This is a genomic window from Duganella caerulea (assembly GCF_040362985.1).
Taxonomy (GTDB): Bacteria; Pseudomonadota; Gammaproteobacteria; order Burkholderiales; family Burkholderiaceae_D; genus Rugamonas; species Rugamonas vulcania.
The window spans coordinates 234478-248699 of record NZ_BPWJ01000005.1 but is presented as its reverse complement, the minus strand read 5'-3'; the positions used below and the strand labels follow the sequence as shown (position 1 = coordinate 248699).

Below are 14222 nucleotides of genomic sequence, written 5' to 3'. Positions count from 1 at the left end.
TGCTAGTTGGCAATATGCCATAAAGCGCGGCCGCTGTGGTTGTTGAGGGCGGCCTCGGCTTGAAATGAGACGGCTGTGTGCGGCTAATGGTAGGATGGCGGCCTCGCGTCACGGCACGGCGGTTTGTGTGGATGCAAAGCTTAAATGTTTAATAATTGAGGGAAGAAGATGTCTATGCAACGAGTTATGCTGCGCTCCAAGCTGCACCGGGTGACGGTCACGCAGGCGGATTTGAACTACGAGGGATCGTGCGGGATCGACCAGGACCTGCTGGACGCGGCCGATATCTGGGTCAACGAGAAGATCGAGCTGTACAACGTGAACAATGGCGAGCGCTTCGCCACGTACGCGATCCCGGGCCTGCGCGGCACGGGCGAGATTTCGCTGAACGGCGCCGCCGCGCGCCGCGCCCAGCTGGGCGACCTGCTGATCATCTGCACCTACGCGCCGATGAGCGAAGAGCAGGCCCGCGACTACAAGCCGAAAGTCGTGTTCGTCGACGACAAGAACAAGATCAAAGGCATGAAGTAAACCAGGGCGGGGCCGGGTCCGGCCCCGCTTGCTCAGGTGGAGTTGCGCAGCAGTTGCGACATGTACTGCGGCGTGATGCCCAGGAAGGATGCCACCACCTTCTGCGAGATGCGCTGCTCCAGCCCGGGATATTCGCGGCGGAACGCGCTCAGCCGGCCCTGCGCCGGCGAGGCGCTCTGGTAGCGCCGCCGGCTCTGGTCAATGATGCCGCGCTCCGACACTTTCAAATAATAATCGCGCAGCAGCCCGTTGTTGTGCGCCAGCTTGCTGATCTCCAGCCAGTCCAGCCGGTAACCGTGCACTGCCGTCTCCGCCACCACGAAATTGAGCGCCGGCTCGTCGTCGCGCGCGCGCAGCAGGTCGTCGTGCGCGGCCGCGGTCTCGCCGTCGGTCAGGAAATGCAGCGTCACCTCGTTGCCGGTCTCGGTGATGAAGCCGGTCCGCGCCACCCCGCTGTGCAGCCAGTGCACGCTGGAGGCCACCACCCCGATGCGCTGCAGATATTCGCCCTTGCGCAGGCTGACCCCCACCGCCAGCGGCGCCAACAGGCGCGTCACCTCGTCATATGTGTCCGGCGTGACTTTGAAACGCCGGGCCACTGTCTCCCGGTACTTTGCTCTGTGATCTAAGAATGCCTGGTTCATTTTTGGTGGTGGTCCGCGTCCCGGCATGCAAATGGCCGCCGATAATCAGCCGGAAGTGTAAACGTTTTCTCAGTCCGTAACGCAAGTTTTGTTGTGAATTGGAATGTAAATCGAAAATATATTTGAAACTTCAACCAGTTGAACGAGTTGTCAAATTGGCGTTACCATAGACTGAGGAAATGCCAGCCGGCAATTCAAGACCGGCCCCCACTTCATGCGAACGGAGAACGGAATGAAAATAAGCGACCTCAGCATCGGGCGGCGTTTATCGCTGGGATTTGCCGCCATCCTGGCGATCCTGATATTGAACACCGGACTGGGCATCTACCGTTTGCAGGGCGTGGCCGAATCCACCCGCTCGATGATGGAGCTGCCGCTGGCCAAGGAGCGCCTGATCGCCGACTGGTACCGCGTGGTGTTCGCCGGCATCCGCCGCACCACCGCCGTGGCCAAGAGCGCCGACCCGGTGCTGGCCACCTTCTTTGCCGAGGAGGCCAAGACCTCGACCGCCTACGCCCAGGGCCTGATCAAGAAGATCGAGGAGCTGGCCACCGACGACGACAAGGCGCTGATGGCCGACCTGGTCAACACCCGCAAGGCCTACGTGGCCGCGCGCGACGGCGTCATGAAGTCCAAGGCCGCCGGCGACGCCGACCAGGCCACCCAGCTGCTCGACAGCGCCTACATCCCGGCCGCCAAGACCTATGAGGCGATGCTGCAGAAAATGCTGGACCACCAGCGCAAGGAGATCGACGCCGCCGCCGCCCGCATCGACCAGGTGGCCAAGGACAGCCGCAACCTGCTGATGGCGATGGCGGCGCTGGTGGTGGCCTTCAGCGTGGCGTTCGCGTGGTGGCTGACAGCCGGCATCACCCGCCCCATCAACGAGGCGGTGGCGCTGGCCGAGTGCGTGGCCGGCGGCGACCTGGTCGAGCGCGGCCGCAGCGCCGCCAGCTACCACCAGGACGAGCCGGGCAAGCTGCTGCAGGCGCTGCACCGCATGTCGGCCGCGCTGGTGGGCATCGTCGGCGACGTGCGCCACGGCACCGACGCCATCGCCACCGCCTCGTCGCAGATCGCCGCCGGCAACCTGGACCTGTCCTCGCGCACCGAGCAGCAGGCCAGCTCGCTGGAGGAGACCGCGTCGTCGATGGAGGAACTGACCGCCACCGTCAAGCAGAACGCCGAGAACGCGCGCCAGGCCAACCAGCTGGCGGCGTCGGCCTCGGACGTGGCGCAGCGCGGTGGCGCCGTGGTGTCGGACGTGGTGCAGACCATGGCCTCGATCGACGCCTCGTCCAAGAAAATCGTCGACATCATCGGCGTGATCGACGGCATCGCCTTCCAGACCAACATCCTGGCGCTGAACGCGGCGGTGGAGGCGGCCCGCGCGGGCGAGCAGGGCAGGGGTTTCGCGGTGGTGGCGTCCGAGGTGCGCAACCTGGCGCAGCGCTCGGCCGGCGCGGCCAAGGAAATCAAGGCGCTGATCGACGATTCGGTCGGCAAGGTGGCGGCCGGCACGCGCCTGGTGGGCCAGGCCGGCAGCACGATGGAGGAGGTGGTAGGCAGCATCGGCCGGGTGACCGCGATCATGGCCGAGATCAGCACCGCTAGCAGCGAGCAGACCAACGGCATCGAGCAGATCAACAGCTCGATCACGCAGATGGATCAGGTGACGCAGCAGAACGCCGCGCTGGTGGAGCAGGCCGCCGCGGCGGCCGACGCGATGCAGGAGCAGGCGGCCCAGCTGGCGGCCGCGGTCAGCATCTTCAAGCTGGACGACGCCGCGCTGCGGCGCCCTCCGGTGCCGGGGCGCGCGCGCCCCGTGCTGGCTTAAAACGATCTAAACGGTTTAAACCGTTTACGTCTTTTCCGGCGAGCCGATGAAGCGGTAGATCGCCGCGCCCAGCAGCGCGCCGGCGATCGGCGCGACCCAGAACAGCCACAGCTGGCTGGTGGCCCAGTCGCCCACGTACAGCGCCACGCCGGTGCTGCGCGCCGGGTTGACCGAGGTGTTGGTGACCGGGATGCTGATCAGGTGGATCAGGGTCAGGCCCAGGCCGATCGGCAGCGGCGCGAAGCCCTTCGGTGCGCGCTCGTCGGTGGCGCCCAGGATGATCAGCAGGAACATCATGGTCATCACCACTTCGGTCACCAGCGCGGCCAGCAGCGAGTAGCCGCCAGGCGAGTGGGCGCCGTAGCCGTTGGAGGCGAAGCCGCCCATGACGTCGAAGCCGGCCTTGCCGCTGGCGATGGTGTACAGCACGCCGCCGGCGACGATCGCGCCCAGCACCTGCGCCACGATGTACGGCACCAGCTTATTGGCCGGGAAGCGGCCGCCGGCCCACAAGCCGATCGACACCGCCGGATTCAGGTGGCAGCCGGAGATGTGGCCGATGGCGTAGGCCATGGTCAGCACCGTCAGGCCGAAGGCCAGCGACACGCCCAGCAGGCCGATGCCGACACCCGGAAAAGCCGCCGCCAGCACCGCGCTGCCGCAGCCGCCGAGCACCAGCCAGAAGGTTCCAAAAAATTCCGCGCCATATTGTTTCATTTCATTCCCCATAATTTGATAGTCAACTTTGCATCATTGGCATGCAACGTTGGCAATCTAACCGGGAAGCGCGCAAATGTCGAGTCCGGCGTGGCCGGTGCGGCTTCCGAAATGCTAGTAATTTGGCGGCCGGCGCGCGGTTGCGCGGCTGCAACAGGCGGGTGGGGAGCGTGCGCGGCGGGCCGCATCCGGACGTCAAATTATTTCCCTTCGGAAGCTATTTAAAATCCTGTCGCGTAAAACAACCGATACAATTGAATCGCCGCCTACATTGTGGCGCGTGCTTTATTTCTGGGATACAGTTGGATTCACGGCGCCCTGCGAACGCGGCGCCGGCACACTACAGTGGGGTGGCATCCAGTGAAGAACAATAGCGGATTCGACAGTAAGTTGTTGCTGCCTTTCGGCCTGGCCGGCGGCGGCGCGCTGGGGACCATCGTGGCTGGCTGGAGCGCGTGGGGCTGGTACACCATCCTGTGGGCGGCGCTGCTGCTGGCAGCGGCGGCCTGGAGCGTGCGCGGCGCCGGTGCGCCCGGTGGCGGCGAGCGCGCCATGATCGAGGACTACCTGGCCGCGCGCGAACGCTTCGGCGACGCCGTGCTGCCGATCTGGTGCCGCCACATCGAAAATTCCCGCAGCCAGATGGAGGAGGCGGTGGCCGACCTGGCCGGGCGCTTCTCCAGCATCGTCGACAAGCTCGACGACGCGGTCCACGTGTCCAGCCATGACAGCGGCCACGGCGGCAACGCCATGACCGAGATCTTCTCGCGCAGCGAAACCCAGCTCGGCTCGGTGGTGACGTCGATGAAGTCGGCCATGTCGTCCAAGCAGGCCATGCTGGCGCAGATCAAGGACCTGGAACGCTTCACGCGCGAGCTGCGCGACATGGCCGAGGGCGTGGCCAGCATCGCCGCCCAGACCAATCTGCTGGCGCTCAACGCCGCGATCGAGGCGGCGCGCGCCGGCCCGGCCGGGCGCGGCTTCGCGGTGGTGGCCACCGAGGTGCGCAACCTGTCGAGCCGCTCGGCCGAGACTGGCCGCAACATCTCCAACCGCGTCGGCCTGATCAGCAGCGCCATCCTGGCCGCCAGCCAGGCCGCCGAGCTGTCGAGCGAGCAAGAGGACAAGTCCATGCAGTCGGCCGAGGGCATGATCGCCGCCGTGCTGCAGGACTTCCGCGCGATGACCGACGCGCTGGTGCAGTCGTCCGACAAACTCAAGCAGGACAGCATCGGCATCCAGGGCGAGGTCGGCGAGGCGCTGGTGCAGCTGCAATTCCAGGACCGCGTCAGCCAGGTGATGGCGCACGTGCGCGAGAACATGGAGCAGCTGCCGGCGCTGCTGCGCGACAACCGCGACCGCTATAACGCCGAGCAGGTGCTGGCGCCGCTGGATCCTCAGCCGCTGCTGGGCGACCTGCAGAAGACCTACGCGATGGCCGAGGAACACGCGGTGCACAGCGGCTCCAGCCGCGCCGCGCCGGTGGCGGCGGCGGCCGACGAGATCACCTTTTTCTGACGTTTAAACGGGGAACAGAACATGGCTAAAACCATCATGGTGGTCGACGATTCGGCCTCGCTGCGGCAAGTGGTCGGCATCGCGCTCAAGGGCGCGGGCTACGACGTCATCGAAGGGCGCGACGGCGTTGACGCGCTGTCCAAGTGCACCGGCCAGAAGATCCACTTGGTCGTGTGCGACGTCAACATGCCCAACATGGACGGCATCACCTTCGTGCGCCAGTTCAAGCAACTGCCGCTGTACAAATTCACGCCGGTCATCATGCTCACCACCGAGTCGCAGGAGAGCAAGAAGGAGGAGGGCAAGGCGGCCGGCGCCAAGGCCTGGGTGGTCAAGCCGTTCAAGCCCGAGGTGCTGCTGGGCGCGGTGGCCAAACTTGTGATGCCATAACCTGACGGAGGACGCCATGTCCGATGCAAACGGGGCCGCCGTGGCCCGCGTCGCCCTCGACGGCGAGATGACCATCTACCGCGCCGCCGACCTCAAGGCGATCGTGCTCGACGCGCTGCGCAAGACCCAGGTGCTGGAGCTCGACCTGTCCGGCGTCACCGAGCTCGACACGGCCGGCCTGCAGGTGCTGATGCTGGCCAAGCAGACCGCCCACGCCGACCAGCGCGAACTGCGCCTGGTCAAGCACAGCCCGGCGGTGCTGGAGATCTTCGACATGCTGGACCTGGGCGCCTTCTTTGGCGACGCCCTGCTGATGCACGCCTGACCGCTATATCCGCATTCATCTGTTTAATTTTGTTCCGAGGGCATGACCATGAACCTGGACGAAGCACTACAGACCTTCATCACCGAAAGCCGCGAGCTGCTGGAAGACATGGAGAACGCGCTGCTCAACGTCGACATCGCGGGCGAGCAGGGCGAGGCGATCAACGCCATCTTCCGGGCGGCGCACACCATCAAGGGCTCGGCCGGGCTGTTCAGCCTGGACCACATCGTCGCCTTCACCCACGTGGTCGAGAGCCTGCTTGACGAGGTGCGCGACGGCCGCGTCACGCTCAACGACGAGATGATCGTGCTGCTGCTGTCGTGCTGCGACTACCTGTCCGGCATGACCGACGCGCTGGCCGCCGGCCAGCTCGAGGCCGATCCCGACACCGCGCCGGAAGGCGAGATGCTGCTGCAGCAGCTGCGCCGCCACATGGCGGGCGGTTCGGCCGAGCATGCCGCGCCGGCGGACGCGCCGCTGGCGGTGCACGCCGAGCCGGGCGTCGAGCGCATCGACAAGGACAGGGGCGACAGCGACTACTGGCACATCTCGCTGCGCTTCGGGCGCGGCGTGCTGCAGAACGGCATGGACCCGATCGCCTTCCTGCGCTACCTGGCCAAGCTGGGCAAGATCGTCGGCATCGCCACCGTGCCGGACGCGCTGCCGGCCGCCGACGACATGGACGCCGAGCTGTGCTACCTGGGCTTCGAGATCGCCTTCGACAGCACGGCCGACCGCGAGGCCATCGCCGGCGTGTTCGAGTTCGTGCAGGACGACTGCGAGATCCGCATCATCCCGCCGCACAGCAAGGTGTCGCACTACGTCGACCTGATCCGCGCGCTGCCGGAGCAGGCCGCGCGGCTGGGCGAGATCCTGGTGCGCTGCGGCAGCGTCACCGCGCACGAGCTTGAGGGCGCGCTGCACCAGCAGTCGCATCCCGCCAACCCGCAAGACGATGCCCCGCCGCAGCAACTGGGCAGCATCCTGGTCGACGCCGGCAACGTGCCGCCGGTAGTGGTCGAGGCCGCGCTGGCCAAGCAGAAGCAGGTCAGCGAGCAGAAGGCGCAGGAGAGCCGCTCGATCCGCGTCGACTCCGACAAGCTGGACCGTCTGATCGACCTGGTGGGCGAGCTGATCATCGCCGGCGCGCGCGCCGACATGATCGGCCAGCACATCCAGAACACCGAGCTGCAGGAATGCACCTCCACCTTGTCGGGCCTGGTGGAGGAGGTGCGCGACGCCGCGCTGGAGCTGCGCATGGTCAAGATCGGCGCCACCTTCAACCGCTTCCAGCGCGTGGTGCACGACGTCGCGCGCGAGCTGGGCAAGGACATCGGCCTGATCGTCGACGGCGAGGACGCCGAACTGGACAAGACCGTGGTGGAGAAGATCGGCGATCCGCTGATGCACCTGGTGCGCAACGCCATGGACCACGGCATCGAGCCGGCCGACGTGCGGGTGGCGGCCGGCAAGCCCGCCAAGGGCATGATCAAGCTGAACGCCTTCCATGAATCGGGCAGCATCGTCATCGAGGTCAGCGACGACGGCGGCGGCCTGCGCAAGGAGAAGATCCTGGCCAAGGCGGTCGAGCGCGGCCTGGTCGACCCCGAGCGCAAGCTCAGCGACAGCGAGATCTACAACCTGATCTTCGAGGCCGGCTTCTCCACCGCCGAGAAGATCACCAACCTGTCCGGGCGCGGGGTCGGCATGGACGTGGTCAAGCGCAACATCACGGCCTTGCGCGGCAGCGTCGACGTCTCCAGCAAGGAGGGCGCCGGCACCACCGTCACGGTGCGCCTGCCGCTGACGCTGGCCATCATCGACGGCTTCCTGGTGCAGGTGGGCGCCTCGGTGTTCGTGATCCCGCTCGACATGATCGAGGAGTGCATCGAGTACGCCACCGAGCCGGGCCAGGACTACTGCAACCTGCGCGGCCAGGTGCTGCCGTTTGTGCGGCTGCGCGAGCTGTTCCGCATTGACGGCGCGGCCACGCGGCGCGAGAGCATCGTCGTGCTCAAGCTGGGCAACCAGCGCGCCGGGCTGGTGGTCGACACGCTGCTGGGCGAATTCCAGACCGTCATCAAGCCGCTCAGCCCGCTGTTCAGCGAAGTCAAATGCATCAGCGGTTCCACCATCCTGGGCAGCGGCGAGGTGGCGCTGATCCTGGACGTGGCCGCGCTGATGCACACCGTCAGCGGCAAGGGCGCCACGGCGGCGCTGGCCGCCTGACCGTCGAATGGACCAACCCCGCGAAGAGGACACCATGCACACCGCAGCGAACAACCTGGCCGCCAACGCGGTCACCTACGGCAGCAGTGCCATCGTGGCGCTGCAGAGCGGCGCCGCCCTGCCCAGCCAGTTCCTGACCTTCATGCTGGGCGACGACCCGTACGCGGTCGGCATCCTGCACATCAAGGAGATCATCGAATACGGTGCGCTGGCCACGGTGCCGATGATGCCGTCCTGCGTGCGCGGCGTGATCAACCTGCGCGGCGCGGTGGTGCCGGTGATGGACCTGTCGGCGCGCTTCGAGCGCGGCCCCAGCGCGATCGGCAAGCGCAGCTGCATCGTCATCGTCGAGGTGGACGGCGGCGACGGCAAGCAGGTGCTGGGCATGCTGGTGGACGCGGTCAACGCGGTGGTGGAGATCGCGGCCGGCGACATCGAGCCGGCGCCGTCGTTCGGCACCCGCATCCGGCCCGACTTCATCGCCGGCATCGGCAAGTGCAACGGCAAGTTCGTGATCCTGCTCGACATCGGCCGCGTGCTGTCGAGCGAGGAGATCGTCGAGATGGCGCGCGGCACCGTGGCCGGCTACCACGCCTGAGGCGGCGCCATGGCAGCCGTGATGATCACCGACCGCGAGTTCCTGCAGTTCCAGCGCTTCATCTACGAGGCGGCCGGCATCTGCATGGCCAACGGCAAGCAGGCGCTGGTCAGCGGCCGCTTGGCCAAGCGCCTGGCGCATTACCAGCTGGAGAGCTACGGCGACTACCTGCGCCTGCTCGAGAGCCGCGCCCAGCCGGCCGAGCTGCAGGTGGCGGTCGACCTGCTGACCACCAACGAGACCTATTTCTTCCGCGAGCCCAAGCACTTCGCGCTGCTGCGCGAGCTGGCGCTGGAGGCGCGCGACAAGCGCGCCACCATGCGCGTGTGGAGCGCGGCCAGCTCCAGCGGCGAGGAGGCCTACAGCGTGGCCATGGTGCTGGCCGACGTGCTGGACGAGGCGCCGTGGGAAGTGCTGGGCACCGACATCAGCACCCGCGTGCTGGAGCGCGCCCGCTGCGGTCACTATCCGCTCGAGCGCGCCAGCCAGATGCCGCTGCCCTACCTGAAGCGCTACTGCCTCAAGGGCCAGGGCAGCGAGGCCGGCACGCTGCTGATCGAGCGGCCGCTGCGCCAGCGCGTGCAGTTCCGCCACCTGAACCTGAACGAACCCTTGCCCAAGCTGGGCAGCTTCGACGTCATCTTCCTGCGCAATGTGATGATCTACTTCAACCTGGCGACCAAGCGCCAGGTGGTGTCGCGCCTGCTGGCGCTGCTGCGGCCGGGCGGCTACTTCCTGATCGGCCATTCGGAAACGCTGAACGACATCAACGACACCCTGGTCGCCGTGGCCCCCTCGATCTATCGCAAGCCATGATAGAGACGCCGACCATGCCCGACTCCAAGCTCATCGATATCTTTCTGATGCCCGGCGATTATTTCGTCGGCGATGAGCAGTTCCGCGTGCGCACGCTGCTGGGGTCGTGCGTCTCGGTCACGCTGTGGCATCCGGCGCTGCGCATCGGCGCCATGTCGCACTTCCTGCTGCCGGGCAGCGGTCGCCGCAAGAGCCACGACAAGCCCGGCATGTACGGCGCCGACGCCATGGACCTGCTGATCAGCGGCATGCTGCGCCGTGGCGTGCCGCTGGCCCAGTGCCAGGGCAAGATCTTCGGCGGCGCCGCCATGTTCCCCCGCAATATCAAGGTGCGCGACATCGGCCTGCAGAACGGCGACTACGCGCGCAGCCTGTTGCAGCAGCAGGGCATCCGGGTGGTGTCCGAGAGCCTGTTCGGCGAGGGCCACCGGCAGCTGATCTTCACCATCCGCAGCGGCGAGGTGCTGAGCCGGCAGGTGCCGCCGGAACTGGCCGGCGGCCTGGCGTCGCCGCACAAGGAGAAGATATGAGTGCAATCAACGTGATGATCGTCGACGACTCGGCCGTGGTGCGCCAGGTGCTCAGCAGCCTGCTGAACGCGGCGCCCGGCATCAAGGTCGGCCACGCGGTGGCCAATCCGCTGCTGGCGATGGAGCGCATGAAGACCGAGTGGCCGGACGTGATCGTGCTCGACGTTGAAATGCCCAAGATGGACGGCATCACCTTCCTGCGCAAGATCATGGGCGAGCGGCCGACGCCGGTGGTGATCTGCTCGACGCTGACCGAGAAGGGCGCCCAGACCTCGGTCGAGGCGCTGTCGGCCGGCGCGGTGGCCATCATCACCAAGCCGCGGCTGGACCTCAAGCAGTTCCTGCACGACTCCGCCGACGAGCTGGTGTCGGCGGTGCGGGCGGCGGCCGGCGCCCGCGTCGGCAAGCTGGTCAACCGGCCGGCGCCGCCGCCGGTCACGGCCAAGCTCAACGCGGACGCCATCCTGCCGCCGTCCGAATACCGGCCGATGACCACCACCACCGAGCGCGTGGTGGCGATCGGCACCTCGACCGGCGGCACCCAGGCGCTGGAGGAGGTGCTGACGTCGCTGCCGCGCGTCTCGCCCGGCATCGTGGTGGTGCAGCACATGCCGGAGAAGTTCACCGCCGCCTTCGCCTCGCGGCTGGACAGCGTGTGCCAGGTGCGCGTCAAGGAGGCCGCCAACAACGACCGCGTGCTGCAGGGCCTGGTGCTGATCGCGCCCGGCGGCAAGCACATGCTGCTGCGCCGCACCGGCGCCCAGTACTACGTCGAGGTGGTGGACGGCCCGCTGGTGAATCGCCACCGGCCCTCGGTGGATGTGCTGTTCCGCTCGGCCGCGCGCGCGGCCGGCGCCAACGCGCTGGGCGTGATCATGACCGGCATGGGCGACGACGGCGCCGCCGGCATGCTGGAGATGCACAAGGCCGGCGCCCGCACCGTGGCCCAGGACGAGGCCAGCTGCGTGGTGTACGGCATGCCCAAGGAGGCGGTCAAGCGCGGCGGGGTGGAAAAGTCGCTGCCGCTGAACGCGATCTACCGCGAAATCCTGCAACAGCTTTCCTACTGACGGCGGCCATCGTGAGCACCTCCATCCTGTCCGCCGGCGCCGCCGCCCCGCTTCACGTGTGGAGCGGCCAGCGCGTGCTGGTGGTGGAGGACAGCCTGGTGCAGCGCGGCTACCTGTGCGGCCTGCTGCGCCAGCTCGACTTCGGCGAGGTGCTGGAGGCGGCCGACGGCGTCGAAGCGCTGGCGGTGCTGGAGCGCCTGGGCGGCGACGGCGTGTTCCTGGTGCTGACCGACCTGGAGATGCCCGGCATGGACGGCATCGAGCTGACCTGCCAGCTGCGCGAGCGGCAGCTGGCGCGCAACCTGATCGTGGTCAGCGCGCGCGACCCGCGCCTGCTGGAGGTGATCGAGAGCATGAACTTCGAGGACGCCTGCATGGACCTGCTGGGCACCCTGCTCAAGCCGGTGCAGCTGGACGCGCTGGCCATGCTGCTCGACCGCGCCGGCAAGAAGACCATCGTCAGCCCGGCCTGCGCGCGGCCGGAGATGCCGCCGCCGGAGGAGCTGGAGCAGGCCATCGCGCGGCAGGAATTCGTCCCGTACTTCCAGCCCAAGGTGACCATCCAGAACGGCCACCTGAAAGGCCTGGAGGCGCTGGCGCGCTGGCAGCATCCGACGCGCGGGCTGCTGGCGCCGCTGTACTTCATCGAGGCGCTGGAAGGCACGCCGCTGATGGAGGAGTTCACGCTGCTGATGGTGCGCCAGGTGCTGGACCGGCTGCTGGAGTGGAAGCAACACGGCCTGCCGCCGCTGACGGTGTCGGTCAACCTGTCGGCCGACAACCTGGCCGAGCGCGGCTTCATCGACCGCCTGATGGCGCTGGTGAGCGGCTCGGGCGTGCCGCCGTCGGCGCTGGTGTGGGAGGTGACCGAGACCAGCGTGATGCGCCAGCTCTCGCAGGCGCTGACCAATATGGGGCGGCTGCGGCTGATGGGCTTCGGCCTGGCGATGGACGATTTCGGCATTGGCTACTCGTCGATGCAGCAGTTCGCCCGCTGTCCGTTCACCGAGCTCAAGATCGACCGCGCCTTCGTCCACGGCGCGTGGCAATGGCCGAACCGCCACATGGTGCTCAAGAGCGCGCTGGACCTGGGCCAGAGCCTGGGCGTGGCCACCGTGGCCGAGGGCGTGGAGACGCTGGCCGACTGGCGGCTGCTGCGCAGCCTGGGCTGCGACATGGCGCAGGGCTACCTGCTGTCCAAGCCGATGCCGGCCGGCGAGCTGGTGGCGTGGATCCGCCACGAGCGGCGCCGCCTGCGCGAACTGGCGGAGCAGCCGTAGTCCAACAAGTCCGTACGGTTTCATCAACTGGGAGGCGATATGTTGTCTACATTAACGGTGAGAGCCAAGATCATCATCCTGCTGTCTGTGGCGGTGCTGGCGCTGGCGGTGGTGGTCGCGATCGCCTTCACCGGCATGCGGCAGGACGCGGCCATGCTGATGGAGGTCGGCAAGAACCGGCTGCCGTCCGTGCAGGGGCTGCTGCAGGTGAGCGAAGGCCAGACGGCGATACGCTCGGCCAACCGCGCCATGGACACGGTGGCGGCCTACCCCGAAAACTTCGACCAGATCGCGCATGAGATCAAGCGCAAGCAGGAGATCTGGGCCAGCATCGACAAGGGCTGGAAGATCTACGAGCCGCTGCCCCAGGAGCCCGAGGAGGAGGCGCTGTGGAAGGTGTTCGTCAAGCAGTGGGATGCCTGGAAGGCGCACGACACCGCGATCGGCGAGGCGGCCGCCAGGATCGCGCGGGCCGGCGCCGGTCCGCACAAGGATCTGTACGTCGCGCTGCACAAGGCCATCTCGGAAGCCGGGCCGTTCTTCCACGACGCCGAGGACAGCCTGAACAAGCTGGTGGCGCTGAACGTCGGCTACGGCGACGCCGCCGTGCGCCAGGCCGACGCCTCGTCCGCGCACGCGCTCAACCTCATGTACGTCACCGGCGGCGTGGCGCTGGCGCTGCTGGTGGCGATCGGCCTGTTGATCCTGAACGGCATCATGCGCCAGCTGGGCGGCGATCCGGCCTATGCGGCCGATATCGTGCGGCAGGTGGCGGACGGCGACCTCAGCGCCGACATCGCGCTCCGCAACGGCGACAGCACCAGCCTGCTGGCGGCGATGAAGGGCATGATCGACAAGCTGTCGCTGGTGGTGCAGGAGGTGAACAACGGCGCCGAGGCGCTGGCCAGCGCCTCCGAGGAGGTCAGCGCCACCGCGCAGTCGCTGTCGCAGGCGGCCAGCGAGCAGGCCGCCGGCACCGAGGAGACCAGCGCCTCGGTCGAGCAGATGACGGCGTCGATCTCGCAGAACACGGAAAACGCCAAGGTCACCGACGGCATCGCCAGCAAGGCGGCGCTGGAGGCGGCCGAGGGCGGCGAGGCGGTCGAGTCGACGGTGGCGGCGATGCGGCAGATCGCCAAGAAGATCGGCATCATCGACGACATCGCCTACCAGACCAACCTGCTGGCGCTGAACGCGGCGATCGAGGCCGCGCGCGCCGGCGAGCATGGCAAGGGCTTCGCCGTGGTGGCGGCCGAGGTCCGCAAGCTGGCCGAGCGCAGCCAGGTGGCGGCGCAGGAGATCGAGCAGGTGGCGTCGAGCAGCGTGCAGCTGGCCGAGAAGGCCGGCCGCCTGCTCAGCGAGATGGTGCCCAACATCCGCAAGACGTCCAACCTGGTGCAGGAGATCACGGCGGCGTCGGAGGAGCAGTCGGCCGGCGTCGGCCAGATCAACGCCGCCGTCACCCAGCTGAGCCAGACCACCCAGCAGAACGCCTCCAGTTCCGAGGAGCTGGCCGCCACCGCCGAGGAGATGAGCGGCCAGGCCGAGCAGCTGCAGCAGACCATGTCCTTCTTCAAGCTGGCCGGCGTTTCGCGGCCGGCGCGTCCGTCCGTGGCGCGCAAGCCGGGCAAGCCGGGGCCGCAGGGCAAGGCGCCGGCGCGGTCGCGCGACAGCCACCGCATGGCGGAAATGAGCGATCCCGACGAATCGCATTTCGTTAAATTCTGAGTGAGGCGG

At 67.5% G+C, this 14222-nt stretch carries 14 protein-coding genes; 12 read left to right on the top strand and 2 right to left on the bottom strand.

Annotated elements, in window-relative coordinates; genetic code table 11:
• Positions 1-174 precede the first annotated feature (174 nt).
• On the top strand, positions 175-531 hold the full coding sequence (panD, locus tag ACUJB0_RS16910) for an aspartate 1-decarboxylase (protein ID WP_117012711.1): 357 nt from the start codon (positions 175-177) through the stop codon (positions 529-531).
• Between the two features lie 32 nt (positions 532-563).
• Here the strand turns inward: panD and ACUJB0_RS16905 are convergent, their stop codons facing one another.
• On the bottom strand, positions 564-1130 hold the full coding sequence (locus tag ACUJB0_RS16905; RefSeq protein WP_444846221.1) for a Crp/Fnr family transcriptional regulator: 567 nt from the start codon (positions 1128-1130) through the stop codon (positions 564-566).
• A 277-nt stretch (positions 1131-1407) separates the two neighbouring features.
• Between ACUJB0_RS16905 and ACUJB0_RS16900 the strand changes: the two genes are divergently transcribed.
• The gene (locus tag ACUJB0_RS16900; protein WP_444846220.1) at positions 1408-3012 is read left to right on the top strand and encodes a methyl-accepting chemotaxis protein; all 1605 of its coding nucleotides are present in this window, start codon (positions 1408-1410) and stop codon (positions 3010-3012) included.
• 24 nt (positions 3013-3036) lie between these two features.
• Here the strand turns inward: ACUJB0_RS16900 and aqpZ are convergent, their stop codons facing one another.
• A complete protein-coding gene (gene aqpZ, locus ACUJB0_RS16895) occupies positions 3037-3729 on the bottom strand; it encodes an aquaporin Z (protein WP_444846219.1) in 693 nt (230 codons plus the stop codon).
• 360 nt (positions 3730-4089) lie between these two features.
• Between aqpZ and ACUJB0_RS16890 the strand changes: the two genes are divergently transcribed.
• The 10 genes from ACUJB0_RS16890 to ACUJB0_RS16845 are packed head-to-tail and all read left to right on the top strand — an operon-like array spanning position 4090 to position 14213.
• Positions 4090-5247, top strand: coding sequence for a methyl-accepting chemotaxis protein (locus tag ACUJB0_RS16890; protein ID WP_444846218.1), 1158 nt, complete (start codon positions 4090-4092; stop codon positions 5245-5247).
• 21 nt (positions 5248-5268) lie between these two features.
• The gene (locus ACUJB0_RS16885) at positions 5269-5637 is read left to right on the top strand and encodes a response regulator (RefSeq protein ID WP_117012716.1); all 369 of its coding nucleotides are present in this window, start codon (positions 5269-5271) and stop codon (positions 5635-5637) included.
• Between the two features lie 16 nt (positions 5638-5653).
• Positions 5654-5962, top strand: coding sequence for an STAS domain-containing protein (locus ACUJB0_RS16880; RefSeq protein WP_444846217.1), 309 nt, complete (start codon positions 5654-5656; stop codon positions 5960-5962).
• Between the two features lie 48 nt (positions 5963-6010).
• On the top strand, positions 6011-8191 hold the full coding sequence (locus ACUJB0_RS16875) for a chemotaxis protein CheA (protein WP_444846504.1): 2181 nt from the start codon (positions 6011-6013) through the stop codon (positions 8189-8191).
• A gap of 7 nt (positions 8192-8198) precedes the next feature.
• A complete protein-coding gene (locus tag ACUJB0_RS16870; protein WP_444846216.1) occupies positions 8199-8789 on the top strand; it encodes a chemotaxis protein CheW in 591 nt (196 codons plus the stop codon).
• 9 nt (positions 8790-8798) lie between these two features.
• Positions 8799-9605, top strand: a complete 807-nt coding sequence (locus ACUJB0_RS16865) for a CheR family methyltransferase (protein WP_444846215.1) — start codon at positions 8799-8801, stop codon at positions 9603-9605.
• Entirely contained in the window at positions 9602-10135 is a 534-nt protein-coding gene (locus ACUJB0_RS16860; RefSeq protein WP_444846214.1) for a chemotaxis protein CheD, read from the top strand. The genes ACUJB0_RS16865 and ACUJB0_RS16860 overlap by 4 nt, the downstream gene beginning before the upstream one ends.
• Positions 10132-11205: a protein-glutamate methylesterase/protein-glutamine glutaminase gene (locus tag ACUJB0_RS16855; protein WP_444846213.1), complete on the top strand. Its 1074-nt coding sequence runs from the start codon at positions 10132-10134 to the stop codon at positions 11203-11205. The genes ACUJB0_RS16860 and ACUJB0_RS16855 overlap by 4 nt, the downstream gene beginning before the upstream one ends.
• An 11-nt stretch (positions 11206-11216) precedes the next feature.
• Positions 11217-12485, top strand: coding sequence for an EAL domain-containing response regulator (locus ACUJB0_RS16850; protein ID WP_444846212.1), 1269 nt, complete (start codon positions 11217-11219; stop codon positions 12483-12485).
• A 39-nt stretch (positions 12486-12524) separates the two neighbouring features.
• Positions 12525-14213 (top strand): methyl-accepting chemotaxis protein, encoded by a 1689-nt coding sequence (locus ACUJB0_RS16845; protein WP_444846211.1) that lies wholly within the window; start codon positions 12525-12527, stop codon positions 14211-14213.
• Positions 14214-14222 lie beyond the last annotated feature (9 nt).